The organism is Joostella sp. CR20 (genome assembly GCF_038433465.1).
Taxonomy (GTDB): domain Bacteria; phylum Bacteroidota; class Bacteroidia; order Flavobacteriales; family Flavobacteriaceae; genus Galbibacter.
This window is the reverse complement of record NZ_JAESVF010000001.1, coordinates 514,455-540,843: the sequence shown is the minus strand read 5'-3', so window position 1 is coordinate 540,843 and position 26,389 is coordinate 514,455. Positions and strand designations below refer to the sequence as shown.

Below are 26,389 nucleotides of genomic sequence, written 5' to 3'. Positions count from 1 at the left end.
TTTGATAAAATGAAGCAAGTAGTATTTCTTTTTTTTGTTTTTATACTGATTGTAGGATGTAAAGAAACAATAGTTGATAAGCCAGAAAACATTTTGGACAAAGACGTTATGACCAATATTTATTATGATATTGCTGTTTTAAATGCTGCAAAATCGACTGCTGCGAAAAATTTAGAAACGTACAATTTCGACCCTGAAGAATACATCTACAGAAAATACAATATCGATAGTGCACAATTATCTCAAAACAGTATTTACTACACTTCAAACCCAAATTTACAGTCGGAAATGTTTACCGAAGTTGAAAAAAGATTGCAAAAATTAAAAGATACGGTAGACAGTAAACTTGAAAAACAACAAACTGAAAAAGTTAAGAAAGCTCCTGCTAAAAAGGCGCCAGCCAAAAAAGCACCAGTGAAAAAGACAAAGTAATACTTTTACACTTCTCTACGGTATGAAGCCGAAATTCGATGAATTGTTTTTTGAATTGGCGTGAAGTCAATTTCTAATTTATCTTTAATTTTTTGATTGCTGTAACGCGTTGTCGTAATTAAAGAATGTGCAGTGTTTTTGGTAAGTTTTCTGCTTCTCCACGGGAACAAAGCCAAAAACCAATCAAGGCGCCATAACATATTTAAATGCCATGGCTTTAAAGCTTTTTTTGGAGCAGGCATATCCAATGTTTCAGCAATTGTATTTAAAACTTCTCGATAACTTGCATTGGTTCCTACGGCAATAAATCGTTCGTTTTGAATAGTTGTTTTCATTCCTTTTATCAATGCTGAAACAACATCTTTTACATCAACAAAAGCAGTTCCTCCAGGAGGATAATATGAAAGTCCGTTTTGAATCAGTTTAAAAAATTTATTACTCGGAGCATCTTTAAAACCTTCACCTAAAACAACTCCAGGATTTAGAATTACCACAGGAAGCCCTTCTTGCGTAGCGCGCCAAACTTCCATTTCTGCACCATATTTTGTAATTGCATACACATTGTTTGCAGCCTCTGGATTCCAATACGTGGTTTCGTCAATTGGCGTTTCTGTAATTTTAGTTCCCAACGTTGCTATGGAGCTTATGTAGCACAACTTTTGAACCGCATTTGCAATACATAAATTTACGATGTTGGCCGTGCCTTCGATATTTGTTTTACGGAGTTGTTGATATTCAGAAGGGTTAAACGAAATTAAACCTGCGCAGTGGTACACTTGAGTTACATCTCTAAACGCTGCTTCTAATGCTGGAACATCTGTAATATCCGCCTGAATCCATTCTATTTTTAAAAAGAAATCTTTAGCTCCTTCCGAAGTAAAAAAAGCTTCCACAGCGCTTATTTTAGCTTTGGTTCGATAAATCGCACGGATATGCGCTTCCTGTTTTGAAAGCTCTAAAAGCAAATGTGCTCCAATAAGTCCAGTTCCTCCAGTAACTAATACCATACCGCTAAAATACAATTCTTGTTTGAGAAGTAATGTTTTTACATCTATCTTATTCTTTTATCTTTCGTCCAACACTGCTTCCTTGATTTTTAATACTTTCTAAATAGGTCAATTTTATCAAATATTCATCATTCTTGTGTCGAACTCACGTTATATAATGTGCCAAATTAAGATTAAAAAGTCAGTTCGAGCCTGCCTTTGTCGGCAGACAGGCGTATTGGAGATCCTATTTAAAACTTACCAACCTACATATTTAGGTGGTTTAATAGCGTTGAGGTTTAGGTATACAATTAATTGTCCGCGGTGGTGGGTAACATGGTCTTGAAGAAGGTTGAGTATTTGCAACTTTGTTTTTTCACCAGCAAAGAAATCTACTTTGTTTTTTAAGTTTTCTTCTGAAGTATTTTGGACAGCAGTGTTAACTGCATCGAAAGAATTTGAAATCGACGCTAATAATTCTTCTTTGCTGAGAGGTTTTGTTGTTTCAGTATTGATTTCAGCATTAAAATATGTTTTTCCGAGCCAGTTTATATTCTGTTGGATATGTAATAATTGTTCTTTAAAACTCATTTCGCGTTCGGTAGGACGAAAGTCGTAATTTTCTTCGGGCATCAATTGGGCAATGTTTAGCAAATAAGTCTTTGAGTTTTCCCATTTTTCAGTAAAAGCTGTAATAGGGGTTTCTTGTGCTTTTATACTGAAAGAAATCAGCAAACAAAGAGCGAAGAATAGTTTTTTCATGAGATAAAATAATATGAGAATTTAAAGATGACAACTAATTATCAAAAATAAACTATTTGTTTTATAATTTATTGGTGTAAAAAAAGCCTTAAAAACTAAGTGTTGATAAGGCTTTTGAATGTTGTTAGCTATTTATGTTACTATCAATACAATAACAAATAGATTAATTTTCTGTAAACTCAATTACTTGTCCAGAAGCATAAACGTGATACATTCTGATAAATGGAAATGCCGAGTGCTTTATTTCAACAGTTTGGTTGATAATTGCTTTAGAAGCACCTTCAAGCTTAGCTTTTCTAAACATTTCTGCTTTCGCTTCATTTACCATTCCTTTTTTAGAAATTCCACCAATTCCTAATACATACATTGCTTCTGCATCTCCAGTTACAGTGCCTAGTACTTTGTAATTACTTTTTGAAAGAATTACACTGGTATCGGTGTTGTTAACGTTTGTAGTTAATCCGTTGTGAACAGAACAACTTGTTAAAAATAGTGAGCAAATTAGGGCTGTTACTCCAATTTTTTTCATACTAATAGGTTTTAAATTTTGAGTTGGCGAAACTAAGATTACAAAATGAATCAGCCTTACGGATATCCGTAAGGCTGATTGTTTTTTTATTTCCAGAAAAATCTATATCACTCCCAAATCTTTGGCGATTGAGATTAAATGGGTGGTGTTTTTTGCTTTAAAAGTGTTACGTAAATTATTGATACGCTTTTCGATGGTGCTTAAGCTACACGGACTAACACCTTCTGATTTGAATTTTGTTTTGATTTCGTTTTGTGAATTCCCTTGCGAAAGTGCTTCAAGTAGTAAAACGTCGTAATTTTCAATCTCGATATTTCTAGTTTCGCGAAGCCCAAATTTTAAATGCTCAGGAATGTATGTGTTGGTATTGTAAACTTGCTTTACAGCTGTAACCATTTCTTTTGCGCTGTTTCTGCCTTTGCACACATAACCGTTTATACCAATATTATCGAAAAACGATTTAATTACATGCGGTCTGTCTTCAATAGAATATATAATTACGGCAATATTAGGTTGTTCCAATTTTACTTTTCCTGCAAGTTTATCACCCGAAGCAATGTTGCATTTTCGGTGGTCTTGCTTAAACGATAAATCGGTAATTAATAAATCATACGGGGTGTTTTTTTGGATAGCACTTTTGATTTTTAAATATGCATCATCGCAATATTTTGCATGATCAATTTCTACATTGTAAGCTTCTTTAAGCGTATTTACAAGTCCGATGTTGATACTATCGATGTCTTCTGCAATTAATATTTTTTTAAACATGATTTATGCGGGTATTACAATGGAGGCTTTAAAGCCCTTTAATGGTGTAGAGTCAAAAGTAAAACTTCCACCAATGCTTTCAATACGGTTTTCCACATTCAGAAGGCCGTTGGTCTTAAATCTTCTCGTAATTTCTACACCACGTCCGTTGTCGGAATACGAAATAGTAATTTTTTTCTTTTCTGAAGTAAAACGAAGTACCACAATAGTTGCTTCGCTGTGTTTTTTCATATTTACCAAAAGCTCTTGTAAGGTTCGGTACATGGCGCGTTGGTTTTCCTCAGGAATATGTAACTCTGCTAATTGGGCTAATCCTTGACAAATAATGTTTACTTGTTCATTTTGATATCCATTGATGAGCGCTTGTAGGTTGTCTGTAATTGGAATTGAAAAATCGATTTTTCCGTTGGATCTAGAAATATCTCTAGCCTTTGTATATACACTTTCGAGCTCGGTTAAAAGTTGCTTTTTTGAAACATCTTCTATGGTGGTATTTTCAGTAAACGAAATAATATTGAAAATATCGTTGGCAAGTTCGTCGTGTATTTTTTTAGAAATTTTCATCTCCGTTTGGTACGCTTCATTGGCTTTTTCTCGTTGGTATTTGGCTTTGTTGTATCGCGTTAATAAATACCAAAATAAAATGATGATAAGTAGAATTATGGTTAACAATATGTTTCTACTTCGTTGCTTGTCGAGTTGAAGTTGTTTAATTTTTGTTTCGTTGGAGAGTTTTATGTTTTCGGCTCTAGTTTTCTCGCTGTCATATTTAATTTTTGCAAACGCATTTTTTAAGCGGTCTTGTGTAGTTTGGATACTATCGGTAAGGTGTAAGTATGTTTGTGCATATTTTTTTGGGTTGGAGGTATTATTAATTAAAAGAGCCAATGCTTCTAAAATATCATCGGTGCTATTGCTTTCTTTTGCGAGTGCCAGTGCTTGTGTAGCCATTTGCTGTGCTGTATATGCCTGCCGATTGTTAGAATAGTAGGTTGCTAAATGCAAATAGCTAGTGGTTTGTCCGCTTTCGTCTTTAAGTTCTTTTTTTAAATTTAGCGCTTGTAAAAGTTCTTTTTCTGCATCGGGGAGGCCTAAATAACTAGCGGAAAATGCTTTGTTGTCGAGATTTCTTGCAAACAATTCTTGGTCGTTTTGTATTTGCGAGTTTTTTTGCAAACTGTCTAACAAAGTGTAAGCTGTTAGGTAATCGCCTTGGTGTAAATAAGTCACAGCAATGTTACTACTTATTTTAATTTTTGAAAGACTATCGGATGCTCTAAGCAATGCTTTTTGGTACCAATGCAAAGCTTCTGGATATATTTTTTGTTGTTTGGATGCAATTGCTAAAGCGTTGTATGCCCCTGCGATGTATTTATTTTGAGACGAATTTTCGAGATATTGCAATGCTTTTACACCTGTTTGTTCCGCCTCATTATAGTTTCCTATGGCATTAAATATGTTGGACAAATTCACGAGTTTTTTTCCGGCTTCTATAGTGTCTTTTATTGCTTCGAAAGTTTTAACGCTTTGGTAATAATTATAAATTGACTCTTCAATATTTTGATACGATCGATGGTAAAAACCGAGTCTGAAAAATGCATCTGCTATGCCAACACTGTCTTTTTTTTCTTGCTGAAGCGACAAAAACTTATCAGCATAAAAAAGGGTGCTATCCTCTAAATCTTTATAATAAGATAAGGTTATTTTTTGTTTTAAAATTTCTGCTTGTATAGTGTCTGCATACAAGTGGTATGTGTTTATGAGCTTCTGATTTAAAAGAAGTGCGCTGTCTAGGTTTGACTTCCGTAGGGTGTTAATTATTTTCAGTTGATTTTCTACTGAATTTGGAGCGGTATTAATAGTTGTAGTCTTGCTTTTTTCAGCAGAAAAATTACAGGCATAAAGGCATATCAAAACACCCAAAAAATAGGGGAATGGTAGTAGTAGTTTTTTCATTCCCCTAAAATAAAAATTATTTAAACTTAATCATTGTTTTTTGTGGTTTCTGGTTCGTCGGGTTCGTGTGGAACTTCATTTATTTCTTCATCTTCAGAAGCTTGTAAGTCGTATAAAGTATCTGTACTTGCTACACTTTCTTTGGTGCACGATTGTAAAGCTGCATTTAATGAGATAACCGTAAGTGCTAAAAATATTTTTTTCATAATAATATGTTTTAAAAATTAGACAATGGTGTTGCTGCCCGTATGAAACAGGACGTTTTTACAACTAAATTGGTAAGGAGATGATCCTTATTGTTGGGAAGTGGAGACCTAAATACGATACTTAATAGCAGCTTCCCATATGCTATTGTTCTCGTATTTTAGATTTCCGTAGGAAAAGTTGTTGCGCTTTGGAAGTGTTAGCTTTACACGACCTCAACCCTTCTTGCCGACAAAGAAAGGGAGGCATTGCATAAAAATTCTAGACAAACTATGGAAAAGAATGTCCGACATTTATGTCTGACTTTTGTCTAAATATTTTTACTTTTAAAGTCCTGAATTTATTACTACTATGAATTATTTACATAAGAAATTGGTAAAACGTGTTTTTGAAGAAGCTCAAGTAAAAAGCGGCAAAAATTCTAAAAGCGGGCAAGCCGAATACCTATCGAATCAATTTGAGGAATTGGGCCACCAAATTACAAGCAGAACCTTTACCAGTATTTACAATAAATACGTTTTGGGTAATGAAGCTCGTGCCGTAACTTTAAAACCCGAACTGTTAGAGTTTATGGCAAAATACATTGGTTACGATAGCTATGAAGATTTTGTTACAAACAATACTACGCCATCAGAGAAACAGCAAAACCCTGTTAAAACTAAATCGAAGTACTTTAACCTAGAGCGCATTGTGTTGTACTCGTTGTTAGCTGTTATTTTAGGTGGTTTGTGTTATTCTTTTTTTCTGAAGAAAGAGCCTAAATGTATGACATGGAATGGAGAGAAATATGAAGTAGTTTCGTGTGATATTTCTGAAGTAGAGGTACCAAATGATATTATTATTTATGATGCTACAATTTATAAAAAGCAGCACAAGCTTTCTTTATCAGAAGTAAAGGTGGGAATGTCTTATTATTGTAAAATGAATAAAGGAGCTATTGAGTTTTATGCTTATTTTGGGAAACACCCAGTAACGAAAGAGCATTTAAAACCTGTTACTCCATATATGTTTAACAAATATGTAAAACCAAATTTAGAATAAAAAAGCCGTTCTGAATAATTTCAAAACGGCTGTGTTGGTTAATGAGTCATCATTGCTTAATGATTGAATGCTAGTATTGAGCGTAAAATTATATTTTGTTGATTTGGTTTCCTTACGGTTTTCCTTAAGGCGAATGTTAAAATTTGGAAAATAATGGCTTATAGTTTATTAGAAGTGTAAAGTAAAATAGATTATTTAGCCCCCTAATCAGCCCCTAGAAAAGAAAAAGCCTCTTAAACATTAATGTTTAAGAGGCTTTTATGTGGTCCCACATGGGCTCGAACCATGGACCCCCTGATTATGAGTCAGTGAAAATTATTTTCTTTTAATTTCTTTTAGTTTCTAAATCTAAGAAAATCAATTAGTTGTAAAATATTATTTTTCCTAAAGTTTCTTTTGATTACATTTATCTCATCAAATGTTGTACATATGTTGTACTGATAATAAAAGAATATGGCTAGTATAAAAACTGTATTAAGAAAAACGCAACTGTCTGATGGTAAATATCCTATCTGTTTAAGGGTTACTAAAGATAGAAAATCTAAATTTTTTAAAACAATTTATAATGCTAGTACAAAGGAATGGAATAAAAATGAAGGTAGATTTAATTCAAAGAAAAAAGATTATCTGAAGCACAATGAATTTTTAAGTGGTTTTGAAAATAGAGCTGCAAAAATATTAGGTGATTTGGATCTTAACAAAGAGAATTACACGCTTGATGATTTTGAAAAGGAGTTAAGGGTTAATACAAATCCTTTAAATAAAAATATTTTCAAATTATGGGATGAATTAATTAATGAAATGGAACTTGCAGGTAGAATGGGAAATGCTCGGGCTTATAAAGACACCTATAATTCAGTTATGTTATTTAATAATAAATCTAAAAATTTATCTTTTGATGATGTTACACCTGCTTTTCTTTCTAAGTATGAAGCTTTTCTTAGGTCTAGAGGAGGTACCGATGGGGGGATAGGAGTTAAGATGAGAGAGATTCGAGCACTATATAATAAAGCTATTGAAAGAGGAATAGAAAAGAAAGAGAACTATCCTTTTAGTAAGTATAAAATATCTCGTTTAAAGGGGAAGGGAATAAAACGAGCATTGGGATTAAAAGAGGTACAAAAAATAATTAATATAGACCTCTCTAATCATCCCCACTTAGTAAATAGTAGAAATTACTTTGTTTTTAGTTTTTATACTAGAGGTATGAATTTTGCAGATATGATGAAGCTACGATTTGAAGATATATCAGAAGATCGAATATATTATGTGCGCTCCAAGACTAATGGTAATTTCATTGTAAAAATATTACCTCCAGTTAAAGAGATTATTTCATATTACCAGAAAAGAAGAATAAATAAATATCTTTTTCCTATCCTTTTAAAAGAGAATTTAACACCACAACAGCTAGAAAATAGAAAGAAAAAAGCATTAAAAAAGTATAATAAAGACTTGAAAGAAATAGCTAAACTTTGTAAAATCCAAAAGTCGATTACAAGCTATGTAGCAAGACATAGTTACGCCAATTGCTTAAAAGAAAAGGGTGTTGCTACAGATATTATTAGTGAATCAATGGGACATCAAGATTTAGCAACAACAAAGGCTTATCTAAAAGAACTTGATAGTTCTTTGTTAGATCAGGCAAGTGAATTGTTGTTATGATGTTTTATAATCATACATCAGCTTCTGGTTTTAATTAATTCAAATTTTACAAATTATAATATGGGTAATAAATTAAAATATAATGGGTTTATTGGTAGTGTAGAATACAGTGAGGAAGATGAAGTTTATTATGGAAAACTTGAAGGGATTTCAGATTTAGTTTTATTCGAAGGTAAGACAAAAGAATTACTCAAAAAAAATTTTGAATTAGCTGTTAAGAATTATACTAATTTGCCGTATTAATTCACGGTATTAGCTTGTAAAGTTAGATGTTTAATTTCAAAAACTAAAGTAGTTTTTGTTTCCGTAAAGTGGTTTTTTCTTCCGCAAAGTGGTTTTTGTTTCCGCAAAGTGGTTTTTGTATTGTTTCAACCCTGTTTGTTAAATAGAATACTATGGAAGTGGTTCAGCAGGGGTAAAATAAAAACCCTTTGACGGGTCTTTATAGGGTTTGTTTTATAAGGAGCAGGTGTATAGGATATTTCATTTATTAAGATAAATATTCTTTAACTAATTATAAATCAATAATTTTTTTATTACTATTATCTCATACATTAGCTTTTAAGGATTATACTTCTTATAATTCTCAGCCTGCTCAAAGATTTCTTTATACACTTCATCACGTTCTACTGGTGGGTAGCCGTGTTCGTCTAAAAGTAAAATTAAGCCAACTTTTAATGCTGATTTAATATCATCCCTTTTGTTCCAATCTGGAAACTTAGCTTGACCATCAACCAAACCTTTTACAGCACGAGCTAGTTCGATTAATTTATCTTCAGGGTATGAGAAATCATATTTTACGCAAAGCTCTTTTAAAATATCGTAAAATGCTTTTTCTTCAAAATCAATTCCCAAATTATCCCCTGCTTTGAATTCTTTATAAACATCCCAAATTAAGTCCGTTAATTGATCTGCCATTTCTTCGTACACCTCACTTCTGAGGACGTCATTTTCATCACGTTGATTGTATTTTTGAACTAAGGATTCCATTTTTCTACTAAAGTCAACCCCCTTAACTTTATTGACTTTTTTCATTTCACCAATAGCCTTCGCTAATAATTGTTGTAATAGCTTAATCTTTGTGTTAGGTAGTTTTATTTTATCAATTTTGGATAAATAATCTTCATCAAATATGTCTTGTTCTTTTTCAGAACCATCCCCCATTTTAAATATTTCATCTATACCATCACTCTGTAGCGCATTTTTAATCATTTCCCTTACCTTAGCATTCATTTGTGCTGTATCAGGCGCATCGCCTTTGGTTAGTTTAAATACAATTGAGCGTACTGCTAGGTAGAAATGTGTGTAATCTCTTTCTTCTTGCGTCAATTCTTCACTTCCTGCACATATATCATACGCAGCTTTTAAGCGTTTTACCAAGCCCATATATCGGGTTTCTAACTCCTTAGTCAGCTGAACATACTCTGCTGCCATATTCAGTGTATTCAATTGATCTAGTGCGCTACCATTGAAATATTTTGAGTTATCAAATTTGTGTAATAGTTTAGCCAGTAAGTCTAAATGATTTCGAACAACAACTAGCGACTGTTGAATATCTTCAAAATTATCATTTTCGTTTTCAGAATACTTTTTAAGCGCAAGGTTCATTTGTTTTTTAATGCCAATATAATCGACAACTAAACCTTTATTTTTTCCTTTAAACTTACGGTTAACACGAGAAATTGTTTGTATTAAATTATGTTGCTGTATGGGTTTGTCTATGTAAATTGTATCTAGAAAAGGAACGTCAAAACCAGTCAACCACATATCTACAACGATGGCAATTTTAAAATTGGATTTTTCGTTTTTAAATTGCCTATCCAATTCTTTACGGTATTCTTTGGTACCCAATAAATCGTAGAGCTCTTTTGGGTCGTCTTTTCCACGCGTCATTATCATTTTGATGCGCTCCATGGGTTTTATTTCTTTCTTATCCTTATCCGTTAAAACAGCGCCATCTTCTGCGATTTTCACTTCATTCCATTCTGGTCTTAGTTCAATAACGTTTTTATAAAATTCATAGGCAATGTTACGAGAACTGCTTACAAACATTGCTTTTCCTTTTACTGATGCTCCTTCTGAAACTCTATTTTCGTAATGTTCTATGAAGTCAGCAGCCAATTCTTTTAATCTATTTGGATCGCCAAGTATGGCATTCATGTTTGCAGATTGCTTTTTGCTTTCTTCTATTTGGTATTCATTTGCGCCAGCTTCAGCAGCTTCTTCATAATACTTTTCAATTTTTTCTAATTCCGTATTTTGTAAGGCAATTTTAGCAGCTCTACCTTCATAAACAATACGTACCGTAATTTCATCTATTACAGATTCCGTCATGGTGTAAGCATCAACTACATTTCCAAACACATCTAAAGTAGCATCTACAGGCGTACCTGTAAAACCAACATAAGTAGCATTTGGTAAAGAGTCGTGTAAATACTTGGCAAAACCATACGATTTTTTTACCCCTGCTTCGGTTATGCGTACTTTTTGGTCTAGGTTGGTTTGACTTCGGTGCGCTTCATCTGAAATACAAATTACATTGGTACGCTCAGACAACAGCTCAACATCTTCTGTAAACTTATGAATGGTAGTTAAAAATACTCCTCCACTGGCACGACCTTGTAAAAGGGATCTTAATTCTGCTCTGCATTCAACACTTGTAATAGTATTATCGCCAATAAATGTTTTTGCATTGGTAAACTGTCCTGAAAGTTGATCATCTAAATCGGTTCGATCTGTAATTAGAATAATGGTAGGGCTTTCAAAAGCTTTACTCTTCATCAATACTCTTGTTAGGTATAGCATTGTATAGCTTTTACCACTTCCAGTTGCGCCAAAGTAGGTTCCACCTTTACCATCTCCATTAGGCTTTTGTGCTTTTTTAATGTTTTCATATAAAGCATTTACGGCGTAGTATTGCGGATAACGACACACTATTTTTTCGTCTTTTTTGGACGTGTCTGGGATATAAATAAAGTTTTGAATTATATCGTTCAATCTATCTTGATTAAACATTCCTTGGATAAGGGTGTACATGCTATCTATACCATCTACATCTTTAGCAGTTCCAGAAATTCTTCGCCAGGCATAGAAAAATTCGTAAGGAGCAAAAAACGATCCTGCTTTATTGTTCACGCCATCACTAATTACACAAAAAGCATTGTATTTAAATAGTGCAGGAATATCTCTTTTGTATCGAGTAGTTAATTGAACATACGCATCATTAATGGTACAGTTTTCTTGAATGGATGTTTTAAATTCAAATACAACAACGGGAATTCCATTAATGTAAATTATTCCATCTGGGATACGTTTTTCTGTACCTATTATTTCAAGTTGGTTAACAAACTTATACGTGTTATTTTCTTTGTTTGTATAGTCGATTAAATAAATCCAGATATCTTTTTGGTTTCTATCATCTCGTTTAAAGCTAAAACCATCGGATAGCCATTGGATTATTTTTTTGTTGGTTTCATAAAGGTCAGAAGCAGGTAGGTTTTTAAGTTGCAATACAATAGATTTTGCTTCCGTAAGGGTAAGCCCTTCCTTTTTGTATTGTGTTAATAGAAAATCGATTAAATCGTCCTCTATAAGTACATCTTCAGGAGCACGATTTATACTATTACCCAAACAATGCGGATAACCCTCATTACCTAATAACTGTGTAAATACTTCTTCTAATTTGGCTTCTGTAAATTTCATTCCTTGGTAATTATTTTCCAATACCCTGTACGGTCACTTCCTACACGCTCTATTATATCTTTCTCTTTTAGGGTTTTAATGTTATTGTCTATTGCAGTGGTACTTATACCAATACTTTCTGCCATTTCCCTTTTACTAATTTTAGGGTTATTCAGTATTAATTGGATAATTTTTTGTTGACTTTCTGCCAACCCATCTACCAACCTATCTACCAACCTATCTGCCAACCCTTCCTTGGTAGATTCTTTATCTTCTTCTTTATTGACTGGTTCTGCCGATGGAAAGACCATACGCAGGAAATTAGCAGAGAACTGAAAGCATTCTTTACCATAGGTTTCCAGTATTCTTGGTATGCCTGAACCTAATTGTTCTACTAAATCCACATCCTTAAAAACCCGCATTAATTCTTTGTTTCTGGGAACGGAATAACCTTCAAAAAACTCAGATTCGCTCAAGCCTTCAGGTAAAGCACCAACCGAAGTAATTTCTATACGGTCCTGGAATATTTCAAACTTGGGAGCTATTTCTCGGGTATAGTCGTTATGCACAAAAGCATTGATAATAGCTTCACGTAAAGCAATACCATTCCAAAGCTGTTTTTCTAAACGCTCCTTACTGGTAATTTGGGTAAGGGTACGGTTTTCCAGTTCTATTTTATTGAGTACGCTTTTGGTAGCTTTAATCAGTGAACCATAACCGTATTCATTGCTTTCGGCTAAGTCTGCACGGGTAGTGCCTTTATATTTGGCTACTTTTACCGATACGTTATTTTCATCTGCCAACAAATACCCTGCATAATTAATATCTCCCTGTGGGGTAAGCAGCTCTAAATTCTTTTTGAATTGTTGGTTGAGTGGTTTGCGTTTTTCTTCGTAATAAATACGCAGTTGCGCAAAACTAAGGTCTTGTCTGTTAGCCTTTATTTTACCGATAGAATTACGGGTACGAGAAGCAAACAATTCCTCAATCATTTTTTGAGGCATAGGCTCTGCCGCTGTGCCAATACGTAAGTAACAGCCTTTTTCGGTCATTCCGTATTTTTTCTTGAAATAGGGTTTTTCGCTACCGCTGGCCACAATGATTTTAATGATAGGCTGACCTTCTTTTTCTTCTGCCACCACATCAAATAAGCCCATAGCCGAAGGAGCAATGTTGTTTTTAATGCGGTCTTTTATTTTAAGCATATCGGCATCCAGGTCTGCTACACCAAGTGTGTTGCCGTTTTTATCGATACCGATATATACCAAACCGCCCTCGTGGTAGTTTAAAAAGGCTACCACTTCTTTTTCCAAATCTAAATCTTTGGTGAGTTGTGCTTTGTATTCTATGCGGTTGGTTTCTGTCATAACTGCTTAATTTTTATTATTCAACCATTCACTAATAGGCACAACTTTATCATTGCCATTAATCGATGGAAATACAACGTATGTTCCTTCTGTCCTATAATTTCCTTTGAAATATTGATAATAATCAACGTTGTAGATGTAAGGATATATTTCTAAATACTCACTACCCGAAAAATCTGAATAATCTTTTTTAATTGGTAAAATTGCAATGTGGTTAATATACTTTGCTGCATCTCCTAAACCTAACTCCCAATTACACCATTTAGAGCTTATTGCCCCCTCCGTTGCTAAAAGAATAAATTTATGATTATCCTTAATTTTTTGTTTTATTCTATCTGCGGTCCTTCTTGATGTTGTTTTAGGCATTCCATCATCTAACCAATCAACATAAACGTCTACACCATAAGATTTTAAAAATGAAATAGCCCCTTCCAAATACTCTCTTTCATCGTGTTTATGAGAAAGGAAAATTTTAGTTTTAAAAAGACTACTTTCTCCTTTAAAACTGTTTAGGCTTTCATTTAAGGTCATATAGTAGGATTTTGATGACCTTCTTTGGTTTCTAAGTTCGGATTCGGTTATAAAACTCATAGATTATTTAATAGTTTTTACAATGTTAAAATCATCCTTCTTATCGCGTAACTCTATTGCCTTGTCAATATATTTTGTAGGATTTGCTATAAAATCAGACCACTTAACAGATTGAATATAGGAGCTGTCTCCAGAGTAAACCCAACTATTATTGCAAACTCTTCTGTCGGGTTCTTTAACATTAAACATATTATCGCGTATTATTTGAAACAGAATAGGAGTGTTTAACGACCTGCAATTACATTCACCATCACGTGTTATATAGTATTCATAACTTCCGTTTTCATCTGGAAGTATAACAGCTATAACACCATTAGTACTACTTGACCTATCTGATCTTGTCTGCTTTTTTAAAGAATATGAAACTTCCCAAGGTATCCACTGGTCTCTCTCAGAGGTAAATGGTTCCTTCATCCCTTTAGAAATCAAAACTATAGTGACACTACTATCAAAAATCTTGTCTCCTAATCTTGAACTGATAGAAGAGTCTGCCAAATTCTCCATACTTTCATCATCATTTTCGCCTTTATAAATATGGTCATCACCTATCAAATGCTCTGAAATTTCATCTACATAATGTCTTGCAGTTGTAGTTATTTTTAATTTACCCAAAAAAGAATCTTGATATATACCTAAATCTTGTACTAATGAGTCAGAATATTTATATGAAACGAATACTTTTCTTGCCATACTTTTAAATTTTATCCATTAGAAATTTTTGAAACAAAGACATATACCCGTAATCCTTTTCGAATCTTAAGTTTTTAAGGTCTTCTGGGAATAAATTATCATATACTATTTTGGTTGCAGCACCTGTGCTAGCAATTGGAAGTAATATTGCAGCTGGGTGAAATTCTTTGAACATATTATACTCAATTTCAATCCCGTCCATTCCGCCGATAAAAACTGCTGCTGAAAACTCAAACTCACCTAACATTCTATTTCGCATATGAAGTAGCGATTTATCTCTGTCATTATCAATAATATCAGTTAATATTATATTGTTGAATCTGTTATTATCCTTAGGGAAAAACTTTTCAAAAAGTTTTGATTGATATATTGTTACATGTTCCTGGATGTTCATATCCATTTTTTGCATTACATAATAAATCAAAGGGGTTATCGAAGGATGACCACCCCATATTATTCTGTGATGTGGTAATACTAATGTTGCTAAAGCGATTACTGCATCACGAATTGCAATAATGTCTGCTGTGTCTATATACTTTGCATCTCTACTAGGCAGGGGAATACTAGCAGATAAGAATATATTCCTTATGCTTTCTGTAGCCATAACTCAAAATCTCGTTTTTTTAATGTTTTTATGTCCTTTTTAAAATTGTCATTTAACCAATCTAAATGATTCAACCATTTGTCACGTATTCTCAAATCATCATAGATTAAACGTATAGAGACATTATCATAACCCATTAATTCCTTTTTAATTTCCGCAGATTGACAGCTTGATGATTGAGGAATTCCAATAGTTGGAATGTATATAATGTGTTCACCATTTGGCAAGTCTTCAGTTAAAATCTTTTCAGGTTGAACTGTTACAGTTCGTTTATGTTTTTCAGCAATATTTCTGAATTCAGTAATTAAATTATCTTGTCTTGCTGCCAAATTTCTTGCACGTACAGCTTCAACCTCAGTAATAACTAGTTTTACCTTTGAATGAACTAATCGTTTTTTCTTGTCTAATAATTCTTTACTTGCAAAATCATCATCTTTTAATTGTATTGGATAACTGATATATGAAGATTTATCAATATCCTCAATTTGATGATTTGGCCAAACTAGCTGTACAATCCCAATTTGTTTTGCACTCGCTTCTGCAAACTCTTCTTTACACCAATGACTTTCTAAAAATCCTGGTGTATTCAGAAGTACAATAACATCGCAATCTGTCATACGATGCCACAATTCATCTTGAAAAGGTTCTCCTTTTTGAATTGAATGCGTATCGAGAAACACATCAAAATTATAACCTTCTAAAGCTTCATATAATTGTATGGCTACATCTGTAGATTCAGCTCTTCTATAACTTATAAACACCTTTCTTGTATCACGTAATAGTTCAAATGACTCTAAAACTACATTAGCTATTTTATGAACTTCACTATGACTATACTGTGTAGCGTTTTGATTTGATAGTATGCAGGGTATATCACTATTAAAGTTGTCATAATATATTGGTAATATCATCGTGCCATCTTTCAGGAGTTTTTGAGTAACACCTAAATCTTTAAAATCACCACTGGTGTCCCCAAAATAAAGCGCAAACGCAGGTTGATTACCTTTATATTCCGCTTCAAAACATGATGCTGGAATGACTTTGATAAACTCTTCAGGCAATTTAAGATTCCTTAATTCCGCTTTTACTTGGTCAATCACTATTTTCTTTTCAGGAACGTTTGACCCCAGTATTATGAGCTGATATTTATATTTCATTGTTTACTTCTTTTGGAGTTCTCTCTTTAACCTTACTCATCTTACTTAACAAAACGGATTGAAGTTTGGTGAGGGTTTTGCTTTCTATATTTCTTTCATTTAAAACTTTATCGATACTAATCACTTTATTTTCAAATTCATTAATAATTTCCGCTTTCGGTATGACAATGGGAAAGGATTCTAAATTATACATTGGTAATTTAGCCTGTACAGCACCAACATTTCTTATTTTTATCTCTTCCTTACCTTCTTTAGAGACTAAGTAATGATATAGGTATGAAGATGTAATTCTCTTTAGTTTAGTTATCTTCATACAATTTTCGGTTAAGTTTGCTCCATTTAGAGATTCACCTACAATTTTTACCACTCCAATTGTTCCCACAATAGAAATAACTACATCATCTTTGTGAGTGATATATCTAGATATTTTTGGAGCAACCTCAGAAGGAACATATTCAAAGGTATTATCAAGTTGAACATATTTTGATGTGCCTAAATCAGCTACTTTTATATAAACAGAATCAGTTTGTTCTTTGATTAATTTTGAGCCAGAAGGCATTCTTTTACCTCCTTTAATAGTTGAATAGTTGCCTAAATAGCTAAATTCCCACCCAACAGGAATCTCCTTATCCAGTTCTTCATTAAAGACCATTTCACCGCCAGACGATTTATAAGGTTTGCCTTCTTCATTAGGAAACTCAAAATCCACAAACCAATGCTTATACAAGGCTTGTGCTGTTTCTTCCAGTTTTTGGTTGAGTTGTTCGTTGAGCTTAATGCGGTTGGTAACAGTGTTGTATTCGTTTACAATTTCTTGTTGTTTTTCTATCGAGGGGATAGGGAGTTCTACTTCGCACATTTCATCCCAATCAAAGGTTTCTCTTGCAGAGCCGTGAGATTTAAAACGAGCATAACGGTCAAACTCGGGTCTGCGAAACCACATCATTAAATATTCTGGGTGTAATTTACTTATATCAATTACTTCAAAAACGGTATATGCTTGTGAAATGATTGCTTCATCAAACTCTTGCAGCAATGCAATAGAAATTTTATCTCCATTTCTTGATGTAACGGGACCGTAAGCAAACTGATTTTTTTTAATAACCTTATAGGTTTTCATATTCGTGCCCACAGTATTAGCTATAGAAGGCATTAAGATTTTTTGAATACTTACGCCCAGAAGCGTTTTCACTTGTAAATCTCTATTACGTTCATTTAAAGGCCGGATGTAATCACCAAGTTTTTTATAATTTGAGCTCATAACCTAATTCTTTAAACACCTTTAATAATTCGGTTTTGCTTTCGGCTTCTTGTTGTAGCAAGTCACTTAACTCAGTTTGAAGAGCAGTCATTTTCTCATCGAAATCGATGTTTTCATCACGGTTTATAAACTCGATATATTTACTTGGTACTAAAGAGAAGTCTTTTTTAGCAACTTCTTCTAAACTGGCACTGTAGCAATATTCTGGAACATCTTGATAATCGGTATTTTTTTGTTGCCATTGGTGGTAGGTACTGGCTATTTCTTGAATATGCTTTTCAGAAAATTGAGTGTACTTTTTCTCAAACGGTTCGCCTATTTGGCGTAAATCCATAAACAAAATTTCCTGCTCACGGTTTCGGTAATTACGGGTTATATCGGGTAATTCAACCTTCCTTTCCGTTTTATTTTTGTTCAATATCCAAAGCGTTACGCTGATATCCGTGGTATAAAACATATTACGCGGTAAAATTACAATTGCTTCTATCAAGTTGTTTTCTATCAGCTTTCTTCGAATTTTATATTCTTCTCCACCACCAGATAAAGCTCCATTTGCCAAAATGAAACCTGCCACACCATTTTCGGACAATTTACTTGTCATGTTTAAAATCCAACCATAGTTGGCATTACTCTTAGGCGGCACCTCATATCCCTTCCAACGAGGGTCGTCTATTAGTTCATCTGCACCTCTCCAGTCTTTTTGATTGAATGGAGGATTAGCCATAATAAAATCAGCTTTTAAATCTTTATGTTGGTCTTGTGCAAAAGTGTCGGCTGCTTTATCGCCTAGATTAGCTGCTATTCCACGAATAGCAAGATTCATTTTTGCCAATTTGTATGTTGTATTGGTGTATTCTTGTCCGTAAATAGAAACTTCTTTTTTATTTCCATGGTGGCTTTCAATAAACTTGATACTTTGAACAAACATACCACCAGAACCACATGCAGGGTCATAAATAATCCCTTTATAGGGTTCTATCATTTCTGCAATGAGGTTAACAATACTTTTTGGAGTGTAAAATTCACCTTTTCCTTTTCCTTCTTTTAAAGCAAAGTTTGCTAAGAAATATTCGTAAACTCTCCCTACAATATCTTGACCTTCATTTTGTAGTGTGTCTATCTCGTTTATTTTATCGAGAAGCGATGCTAATTTTGATTTGTCTAAACCAAGGCGTGAAAAGTAGTTATCGGGTAATGCGCCTTTTAATGAAGGGTTGTTTTTTTCAATGGTGTGTAATGCCGTATCAATTTTAATAGCAATATCGTCTTGCTTTGCATTTTTACTGATGTACGACCAACGTGAAACTTCTTCTAAAAAGAAGACGTTTTTCATATTGTAGAAATCTTTCATTTCTACATATTTTTCTTTGCCTTCAGCAATTAACTCTTCTTTGCGTTGTTTGAATTTATCGCTAGTAAACTTCAAGAAAATTAACCCTAATACTACGTGTTTATATTCTGAAGGCTCTACAGAACCTCGAAGTTTATCGCAGGCTTGCCAAAGGGTTTCTTCTATTGATTTTGTGTTTTCAATTTTGCTTTTGGACATTTATATTTTGCTATTTAATAGAATTTTGTAAAACTGATAAGTAAACAGTAAATATAAACAATAGCAACTAAATGCAAATAAGGAATTCCTCAATTATATACATCTATAGTTATATAAATGTGTAACCAAAACCATTAACCATGATCTACTTTTGAAGGTATTGTTGTAAAATAATAAAGAGGTATAAAGCTACAACTCAAAATACTTATCCCTTTTGAAGTTTGTATGTTCGTTGTAATACACATAACCAAGTTGGTTTGAAACAACTTTTGTACCGTTGACTTCAATTTCAGGTAACACTCTATGGTTATGTCCATAAATCCAGTAATCGATATTAGAATTAGCTATAAAGTCTGTTTTGTCAACACAAAAAGCATCATTGTATTTGCTGTCTTTATGTTCAGGAGCATTGCACAGCACACTAGGGAGGTGGTGTGTTACAACAACTTTTTTAATATCTTCTTCAACCTCTTTCTCTATAAATTCAAAGCATTTGTTGTGTAAATGATTATAGGCATCAATAGTAAATGGTTTCTCTTGGTATTTTATATATGCAAAGTCCCGAAGTCCCTTTTTTATTGCTTCTTTGTTGTTTTCTATTTTTGACCACATAGTTGAAAAAATGAATTTCACATCATTTTCATAAACTACGTCATTATGTATGAGCTTTACGTTACTAAGTAGATCTACATTTATTTTTCGTTCACTTACATAGGCATCATACGTTCCATAGTATTCATGGTTTCCAGGTACAATATATGTTTGGCGAAAATTATTTGATAATGTTTTAAATAAAGGGAGGTTTTTGTAATCTTCATTTAAATAAAAAACATCACCTGCTATAATCAAAATATCTCCAACAGGAATTAATGGATTATCCATCATCCATAAAGCATTATAAGTCATTTCATAATGTATGTCGGAACAATATTGAATTTTCATTTGTGCTCTTTTATTTTTCGGGGTCAATATAAATCGATTTTATTTATAATGAGTTATTTACTAATAAATTAGTTCGGGTGCAAAAGTGGAATATTGATGTTTTTGAGTTTAGAAGTGGAAAATATCGGGTGCAAAAGTGGAATATTGATGTTTTTGAGTGCAATAAAGCTAAAGTGCAACAATAGTTAAGAAACTTTATTTTGAGATTTTATTAAACAATCAAATTATTACACAGTATTACTTTAATTTTGTTACTCTATATTTTTAGTCCATGTATGCTTTAATTGATTGTAATAATTTTTACGCTTCCTGTGAGCGTGCATTTAATCCAACGTTAAACGGAAAGCCTATTGTAGTACTTTCTAATAACGATGGCTGTGTTATTGCAAGGAGTAATGAGGCAAAAGTTCATGTGCCAATGGGTGCAGTAGCCTTTAAATATAACGAGGTCTTTAAGCAATATAATATAGCAGTGTTTTCTTCCAACTATGCCTTATATGGTGATATGAGTCAGCGCGTCATGAACATTTTAAGTGGATACACGCCAGACATTGAAGTATATTCAATTGATGAAGCATTTCTACAGTTTAAAGGGTTTGATAATTGGGATTTACAGGCATATGGTTTACAAATAAAAAATAAAGTAAAGCAATTCACTCAAATTCCAATTAGTATTGGATTTGCACCTACAAAAGCATTATCTAAAATAGCCAATAAAATAGCTAAGAAGTTTTCAGATCGTACGAATGGAGTTTATAGTATTGATACTGAAGAGAAAAGAATTAAAGCTTTAAAATGGACTAAAATAGAGGATGTTTGGGGGATAGGCAGACGAATTTCTAAAAAGCTTCAAGCTATAGGAGTTTGCAATGCATACCAATATACACAATTACCAGATGATTATGTAAGAAAGCATTTTTCGGTTGTAGGTTTAAGATTAAAACACGAATTAGAAGGGAAGTGTGTATTACAGTTAGAGGAAGTTAAAAGTAAAAAGAACATTGCCACAACTCGAAGTTTTGCTAACAATATAAAAGAGCTCCCTACTTTAAAAGAACGTGTAAGCACCTTTGCGAGTAGTTGTGCAGAAAAGTTAAGAAAACAACAGTCTGCTTGTAATGCAATTATGGTGTTTATTCATACTAATGGGCATAAAAAGGAACAAGCACAGTACAGTAAAAATATTGTAGTTAAATTACCTTATGCAAGCAACTCTGATATTACGTTGAGTAGCTATGCAATTAAAGCATTAGAAGCGATCTACAAGCAAGGTTATGCTTTTAAAAAAGCAGGGGTAATTGTAATGGGGATTGTTCCAGAAAATACTATTCAGCAGAGTTTATTTTACCAAGAAAACCCGAAGCACAAAAGTTTAATGCAAACTATTGATCGGATAAATAGTAAATTAGACAGAAAGAAAGTTAAGTTAGCGAGTCAGAACATTTCCAAAACATGGGTAATGCGACAAGAAAATTTATCTAAAAAATACACCACCGACTGGAATGAATTATTAGAAGTACAATGAAGATAATTAATTTGCCAAAATTCAGTAAAGAGCTTATCAATCTTCCTTTCAGAATAGAAGATCAAAAAGTATATGTAAAGTATTACGAAGAAGGTGTTCAGGCTGGCTTTCCTAGTCCTGCGGAAGATTTTAAAGAAGTGCCTTTAAGTTTAGATGAAAAGTATTTACAAAATCCAGAAGCTACATATTTAATAAAAGTAGTAGGAAATTCAATGTTTCCAACACTTCAAATTGGAGATATATTAATTGTGAAATCCGACAAACCATTAATAGACGATAGTATTGCAATAGTTTCGGTCAACCATACAGATTTTACAGTGAAGAGGTTTGATAAAAATTCTAAAACATTGATTGCTGATAACGAAGAGTTTCAAAACATGCCGATTCAAGAAGATGATACACTGATATGTTTGGGGATTGTAAAACATTTAATTAGAGATTTGTAATGTGTTTTCATAGTAAACAAAGTAAAAAGGCGCAACAAGTAGAGAAAAGGTTTAAAGCTAAATTTAAAAATGAGCAAGAATTTTCTCCAACGCGACACTATAACGGGTTTAACTTTCCAAAAACTCCAATAATTACCCGACAAGATGTAGATACTATCGAGATGGTACAATGGGGTTTAGTGCCAGAATGGGCAAATAATGATTGGAATAAAACCTACACGTTAAATGCTAGGTTAGAAACCATTAATGAAAAGCCCGCCTTTAAAGATAGCCTTGAAAACAGATGTATTATTTTGGTTGATGGCTTTTATGAATGGCAACATAGAGGTAGTCAAAAAATAAAGTATGAAATTGGGTTTAATGATGAGTTATTTGCTTTTGCTGGATTGTATTCGGAGTTTGAAAATAATAAGTCATATACAATACTTACTACAGAAGCAATGGGTGTTATGAGAGAAATACATAACTCAAAACTTAGGATGCCCGTAGCGCTTAAAACAGATATCGAATTAAAGGATTGGTTGGAAAACAGCAAACTAAATCCTAGAGCAGATTTTTCTACCAATCCTTTAGACTTTATTCAGCCAACATTGTTTTAGATGTTGTTCTGATATACAATTAATTAAGAGGGTTTTTAAACATACTTTTTATAATTTCTTGAATGTGTCTAGGTTCATTTTCAATAGGTTCATTAGTTACTGTAACAATATCTTCAATTGGAGTAATAGAAATCCAAATATTACCATTTTCCTTAGGCCAAACACTATATACGTGTTTAGTATATGCCTTTAAAACAACATCTTCTTTGAAAGTAGCTATACCACTATATAAAGGGTCAAACTCATTAGTGCTATAGTTTTTTTTTAGCCTCATGCTAAGTCTATCCCATTCAAATCGTTTTTCATTTTCAACTGTAGGTTCATAATTTAAATGGTTGTTTTGTAAAATAGGAAGGAGTTCTTCAGAAAAGTGAAAATCTTTAACACTTTTGTCTCTTTTACGCTCAATATATACTAAGTTTAATTTTTCAAGAGAATTAGTAATTTGCCAGCCTCTATTGAAATCATCATTAAACACTTGGGAAAAAATTTTGTTACGATTATTAATCATACAAATTTTTAGAAGAAAATTAAACTGCTCATTATCCAAGAGTTTCCAAGACTCATTTATAATACCTTTTTCAAGCGTTTTATTGATTTCTTCTGTTAGAAGTTCTTTATGTTTTAATTCAGTTTCATAACGAAGTTTTTGTATTCTTTCTCTTCGAATTCTCTCGTTTACCTTAATTTCTTCTTCACACGATTTGCAATTATGTTTTTTTTTAATATTCCTTAAATACGCAACTTGTGATTTTACTTCAATTACGTCCTCATTATGGCAGCTCTTGCAATCGAAATATAATTTCATAATTGCATGCTTTGCAGCAATAGCAGGAATTTGGTATGTTTTAAAATTGAACTCCTTTGCAATTATAGATGGTTTGTTTACAAAAACTGTATTGTCTAGCTCCCAATATCTAGATATGATATCTCTTTCTTGGGTTGTACATTCATCTGATACACTAAACTCAGTGTTCTTGATCGATCCATTTTTCATATTCTTCTTTAATTTTAGGTTTATGGTTTATAAATTTTGAGAAATGTGTAATTACTTCGTTTCTCCCTTTTTCGTAGGCATTTTGTTGAATAGTAGGTGTTTGTTTGAAATAATATACAGCATGAGCAACAGTACTGATGCAAATAAGAATTGAAATACTGTAGAGCCAGATATAAGATTTTGGGATAATTTTATGTGCTTTCTGAGCGCTTTCTAGAGATGCAATTTTTTCATTTTGTACTTTAATATTTGATAATATATTATTGAATTGATTGTTCATGTAGCTATTTAAATGCGTGAAATCAACTTTCAATTTTGTACTTTTAGATATGTTATTGATTGATTCAAGTTTATCTACTGATTTCTTAAAATCAGCTATTTCTTCGATCAGTAATTCTGTAATTTGTTCTATTTTTTTCATAATTATAAATTGTTTTCAATTGTCTTTTTTAAAACTTTACTAGCGGAGTTGAGTATAATGCTTTGAATGATGTTGGGGTTTAATTGCAGAACTTTTCCAAGCAGTTGTATACTCTTTTCACCTTTCTTCAAAAAACTATTTGAATTATTAGAGATAGAGATTGCAATTTTCCCACCCGACATAGACCGATGAACTTCACTCCCTTTAAGGTTGATGTTTTTATAACTAAAACGGAAACCTTGAAGTTGATTTGATTTGTTAATACTTGGAATAACTTTAACTCCATAGTTTGCCATGCGGTTGATATACTGATCGAAAGATTTGGGTTTGTATTTAAAAATTACGTGTTCATGGATTTTTTTAATATCAGCTTGAATGTTTTTAAGCGGCTCAAGCTTTTCAAGTTGAATATCTTTCACAGTTTTAAACCCAAGTGTTTTAGCTGTATTTGCAGCTGCTAATTGACTTTTTTTTCCAATGAAATTATCTTTATAAGCCTTTCCTCTAAAATCAATTCGATTAACGTATAAATGAATATGAGTGTGGGCTTTATCTCTATGTACAAAAGCGATACCTTGTCTACTTTCTAACTTCATTTTTTTTATAAATTGCCTGGTAATTTCCCTTAATTGATTTGTAGAAATATTTGTTCCATCTTCAATAGTTGGACTTATTACAAAACTCAAAGTGTTTTTGTGGCATTTTTCATTTAGTTGTTGAATGAGTTTGAACTCTTTCGTTAATTCATTTGGATTTACTCCAACAAGGTGTTGTCTGTATACAATGTCAGCTCCTTTTTCTTCATTCCATCCATATAGCATTGAAGCTTGTGTATGTGCTATGGATTTTCCTTTACCAATCATTTTTTAAAGTTTGATAAATGTGATTTAATTTGATTAGCAAGTAGCTTAACTTCAGATGCTAATTTTGGATCCTTTTTATTAAACAAATTACTTATGGCGATAAAGTTGTTATGAAATTTTGTGAGTGTTTGATACATCGTAATTTGTTCATCTGTTAGACGTTCAATAATTTTCGCATTAGTTGCAGATTTTAATAAAAATTCACTGAGTGTTAAGCCTGCGCTTTTAGCTTTTATTTTGAGTATTTTCTTCTCATATAAAGAACATCTAAATTGTATAAATTCTTTTTTCATATTTTCTAAAACCTTTTGCGACCATGGGGAGAAAAAGCGAGATTGTCATGACAATGACACATCTCGAAATACCTACCCATTGTCATTTTTTAAATTTAGACATCCACCATTCATTTAGGTCATTATATCCGTTATATAGTAAAGACATATCAATACATTTAGAACTTAGATTTAATAGTGAATGAGTTGCTTTTTTTCCTGCTGAATCTCTATCTAAATACAATTCAATACAGTGGTAATTTTGAATGTATTTCTCTGCTTTTTCAATAAAAGAGATTGAGTTTAAAATCAATAAATCAGCATTTGAGATCGCGTTTTTTTTGTAACAATTGTATGTGAGTAAATCGAACATTCCTTCACAGATAACCAAGTTTTTATTTTGGTTTTTAATTAGCGTTATGTCTTTTGGTGAAGAGCTGTTTTTATAAATTTTGTTTCTAAGTTCATAACCACCGCTATTATTTTTCAATCCAATTGCGAAGTAATTTTTACTGTTAAATGAATAGTGAATTTGTTTACAGAATTCATTTGCAACGGATAATTTGATATTCCTATTCGATAAATATTGAATTAAAGCAGGATGCTGAATTCTTATTTCTTTTTCAATTACAATTTTGTTTTCAACCTTATTTGAAATAGTAGGCTGTTGAAAAGAAAAAGAAATATTTGTGTTACTTAAATGTGCTAAAGCTTCTCCGACTGTACATCGCTTTAATTTCACAATTAAATCAATTACATTTCCGCCAATTCCTGCTCCATGATCGTACCATCTATTTAGTTTCAAGTTTACTTTAAAAGATGCTTCTTTTTCTTCTCTAAAAGGACTTAAAAACCATACGTTATTTCCGATCTCTTTTTTAGGTGTGTAGCCAAGTGAATATAATGTTTCTAGACAGCTAATTGTTTTTGCAGTATGGCATGATATTATTTTTCTTTTCATGATTATTCTGTTTTTTGTGATTTTCACTTACCATCTTACCAAAGCCGCTCTATATAAGGGTTTGATGCTTCGGTAGGTTGAAAAATCATCTTACCCAAGTTACCCATTCTGGTAAGTAAGGTA

General features: G+C 32.6%; 27 protein-coding genes. 7 read left to right on the top strand and 20 right to left on the bottom strand.

Going from position 1 to position 26,389, the window contains the following annotated elements; translation table 11 throughout:
- Positions 1–9 precede the first annotated feature (9 nt).
- Complete coding sequence (locus tag JMA43_RS02400) at positions 10–432, top strand: DUF4296 domain-containing protein (protein ID WP_342154573.1); 423 nt, start codon at positions 10–12, stop codon at positions 430–432.
- Positions 433–437: 5 nt separating this feature from the next.
- Here the strand turns inward: JMA43_RS02400 and JMA43_RS02395 are convergent, their stop codons facing one another.
- The 6 genes from JMA43_RS02395 to JMA43_RS02370 form a co-directional block, all read right to left on the bottom strand.
- Positions 438–1,439: an NAD-dependent epimerase/dehydratase family protein gene (locus JMA43_RS02395; RefSeq protein WP_342154571.1), complete on the bottom strand. Its 1,002-nt coding sequence runs from the start codon at positions 1,437–1,439 to the stop codon at positions 438–440.
- 237 nt (positions 1,440–1,676) lie between these two features.
- Positions 1,677–2,180 carry a DinB family protein gene (locus JMA43_RS02390; RefSeq protein WP_342154569.1) on the bottom strand — a complete coding sequence of 168 codons (504 nt, stop codon included), beginning with the start codon at positions 2,178–2,180 and terminating at the stop codon, positions 1,677–1,679.
- 163 nt (positions 2,181–2,343) lie between these two features.
- Positions 2,344–2,709, bottom strand: coding sequence for a DUF6567 family protein (locus JMA43_RS02385; protein ID WP_342154567.1), 366 nt, complete (start codon positions 2,707–2,709; stop codon positions 2,344–2,346).
- Positions 2,710–2,811: 102 nt separating this feature from the next.
- Positions 2,812–3,477 (bottom strand): response regulator, encoded by a 666-nt coding sequence (locus JMA43_RS02380; protein ID WP_342154565.1) that lies wholly within the window; start codon positions 3,475–3,477, stop codon positions 2,812–2,814.
- A 3-nt stretch (positions 3,478–3,480) separates the two neighbouring features.
- Entirely contained in the window at positions 3,481–5,433 is a 1,953-nt protein-coding gene (locus JMA43_RS02375) for a tetratricopeptide repeat-containing sensor histidine kinase (protein ID WP_342154563.1), read from the bottom strand.
- A 26-nt stretch (positions 5,434–5,459) separates the two neighbouring features.
- On the bottom strand, positions 5,460–5,639 hold the full coding sequence (locus tag JMA43_RS02370; protein WP_342154562.1) for a hypothetical protein: 180 nt from the start codon (positions 5,637–5,639) through the stop codon (positions 5,460–5,462).
- Positions 5,640–5,988: 349 nt separating this feature from the next.
- Here JMA43_RS02370 and JMA43_RS02365 point away from each other — a divergent pair, with 349 nt between their 5' ends.
- The 3 genes from JMA43_RS02365 (at position 5,989) to JMA43_RS02355 (ending at position 8,583) form a co-directional block, all read left to right on the top strand.
- Positions 5,989–6,678 (top strand): hypothetical protein, encoded by a 690-nt coding sequence (locus tag JMA43_RS02365; protein WP_342154560.1) that lies wholly within the window; start codon positions 5,989–5,991, stop codon positions 6,676–6,678.
- Between the two features lie 453 nt (positions 6,679–7,131).
- Positions 7,132–8,340, top strand: a complete 1,209-nt coding sequence (locus JMA43_RS02360; protein ID WP_342154557.1) for a site-specific integrase — start codon at positions 7,132–7,134, stop codon at positions 8,338–8,340.
- 60 nt (positions 8,341–8,400) lie between these two features.
- A complete protein-coding gene (locus JMA43_RS02355; protein ID WP_342154556.1) occupies positions 8,401–8,583 on the top strand; it encodes a DNA repair protein in 183 nt (60 codons plus the stop codon).
- 318 nt (positions 8,584–8,901) lie between these two features.
- Here the strand turns inward: JMA43_RS02355 and JMA43_RS02350 are convergent, their stop codons facing one another.
- The 9 genes from JMA43_RS02350 to JMA43_RS02310 form a co-directional block, all read right to left on the bottom strand.
- Complete coding sequence (locus tag JMA43_RS02350; RefSeq protein WP_342154554.1) at positions 8,902–12,042, bottom strand: type I restriction endonuclease subunit R; 3,141 nt, start codon at positions 12,040–12,042, stop codon at positions 8,902–8,904.
- Positions 12,039–13,388, bottom strand: coding sequence for an RNA-binding domain-containing protein (locus tag JMA43_RS02345; protein WP_342154552.1), 1,350 nt, complete (start codon positions 13,386–13,388; stop codon positions 12,039–12,041). The genes JMA43_RS02350 and JMA43_RS02345 overlap by 4 nt, the downstream gene beginning before the upstream one ends.
- A 6-nt stretch (positions 13,389–13,394) precedes the next feature.
- Positions 13,395–13,919: a toll/interleukin-1 receptor domain-containing protein gene (locus tag JMA43_RS02340; protein WP_342154550.1), complete on the bottom strand. Its 525-nt coding sequence runs from the start codon at positions 13,917–13,919 to the stop codon at positions 13,395–13,397.
- 63 nt (positions 13,920–13,982) lie between these two features.
- Positions 13,983–14,669 (bottom strand): TIR domain-containing protein, encoded by a 687-nt coding sequence (locus JMA43_RS02335; RefSeq protein ID WP_342154547.1) that lies wholly within the window; start codon positions 14,667–14,669, stop codon positions 13,983–13,985.
- A 4-nt stretch (positions 14,670–14,673) separates the two neighbouring features.
- Positions 14,674–15,273: an SLOG domain-containing protein gene (locus tag JMA43_RS02330; protein WP_342154545.1), complete on the bottom strand. Its 600-nt coding sequence runs from the start codon at positions 15,271–15,273 to the stop codon at positions 14,674–14,676.
- Positions 15,255–16,430, bottom strand: a complete 1,176-nt coding sequence (locus JMA43_RS02325) for a toll/interleukin-1 receptor domain-containing protein (protein ID WP_342154543.1) — start codon at positions 16,428–16,430, stop codon at positions 15,255–15,257. The genes JMA43_RS02330 and JMA43_RS02325 overlap by 19 nt, the downstream gene beginning before the upstream one ends.
- Positions 16,420–17,691 (bottom strand): restriction endonuclease subunit S, encoded by a 1,272-nt coding sequence (locus tag JMA43_RS02320; RefSeq protein WP_342154540.1) that lies wholly within the window; start codon positions 17,689–17,691, stop codon positions 16,420–16,422. The genes JMA43_RS02325 and JMA43_RS02320 overlap by 11 nt, the downstream gene beginning before the upstream one ends.
- Positions 17,675–19,240 carry a type I restriction-modification system subunit M gene (locus JMA43_RS02315; RefSeq protein WP_342154538.1) on the bottom strand — a complete coding sequence of 522 codons (1,566 nt, stop codon included), beginning with the start codon at positions 19,238–19,240 and terminating at the stop codon, positions 17,675–17,677. Before JMA43_RS02315 ends, JMA43_RS02320 begins: the two co-directional genes overlap by 17 nt.
- A 189-nt stretch (positions 19,241–19,429) precedes the next feature.
- Entirely contained in the window at positions 19,430–20,182 is a 753-nt protein-coding gene (locus tag JMA43_RS02310; RefSeq protein WP_342154536.1) for a metallophosphoesterase, read from the bottom strand.
- Positions 20,183–20,453: 271 nt separating this feature from the next.
- Here JMA43_RS02310 and JMA43_RS02305 point away from each other — a divergent pair, with 271 nt between their 5' ends.
- Genes JMA43_RS02305 through JMA43_RS02295 form a run of 3 tightly spaced genes read left to right on the top strand, consistent with a single transcriptional unit; the run spans position 20,454 to position 22,752 of the window.
- Positions 20,454–21,707, top strand: a complete 1,254-nt coding sequence (locus tag JMA43_RS02305; RefSeq protein WP_342154535.1) for a Y-family DNA polymerase — start codon at positions 20,454–20,456, stop codon at positions 21,705–21,707.
- Positions 21,704–22,153: a LexA family protein gene (locus JMA43_RS02300; protein ID WP_342154533.1), complete on the top strand. Its 450-nt coding sequence runs from the start codon at positions 21,704–21,706 to the stop codon at positions 22,151–22,153. The genes JMA43_RS02305 and JMA43_RS02300 overlap by 4 nt, the downstream gene beginning before the upstream one ends.
- A complete protein-coding gene (locus JMA43_RS02295) occupies positions 22,153–22,752 on the top strand; it encodes an SOS response-associated peptidase (protein ID WP_342154531.1) in 600 nt (199 codons plus the stop codon). Before JMA43_RS02300 ends, JMA43_RS02295 begins: the two co-directional genes overlap by 1 nt.
- Before the next feature lie 19 nt (positions 22,753–22,771).
- On the opposite strand, the gene JMA43_RS02290 is transcribed toward JMA43_RS02295, so the two are convergent.
- The 5 genes from JMA43_RS02290 to JMA43_RS02270 all read right to left on the bottom strand — a co-directional run bounded on the left by JMA43_RS02290 (position 22,772) and on the right by JMA43_RS02270 (position 26,266).
- On the bottom strand, positions 22,772–23,749 hold the full coding sequence (locus tag JMA43_RS02290; protein WP_342154529.1) for a hypothetical protein: 978 nt from the start codon (positions 23,747–23,749) through the stop codon (positions 22,772–22,774).
- Positions 23,721–24,170: a DUF6730 family protein gene (locus JMA43_RS02285; RefSeq protein WP_342154527.1), complete on the bottom strand. Its 450-nt coding sequence runs from the start codon at positions 24,168–24,170 to the stop codon at positions 23,721–23,723. Before JMA43_RS02285 ends, JMA43_RS02290 begins: the two co-directional genes overlap by 29 nt.
- 2 nt (positions 24,171–24,172) lie before the next feature.
- A complete protein-coding gene (locus JMA43_RS02280) occupies positions 24,173–25,033 on the bottom strand; it encodes a relaxase/mobilization nuclease domain-containing protein (RefSeq protein WP_342154524.1) in 861 nt (286 codons plus the stop codon).
- A complete protein-coding gene (mbpA, locus tag JMA43_RS02275; protein WP_342154522.1) occupies positions 25,030–25,326 on the bottom strand; it encodes a mobilization protein MbpA in 297 nt (98 codons plus the stop codon). Before mbpA ends, JMA43_RS02280 begins: the two co-directional genes overlap by 4 nt.
- Before the next feature lie 82 nt (positions 25,327–25,408).
- Positions 25,409–26,266: a toprim domain-containing protein gene (locus JMA43_RS02270; RefSeq protein WP_342154520.1), complete on the bottom strand. Its 858-nt coding sequence runs from the start codon at positions 26,264–26,266 to the stop codon at positions 25,409–25,411.
- Positions 26,267–26,389: the final 123 nt, after the last annotated feature.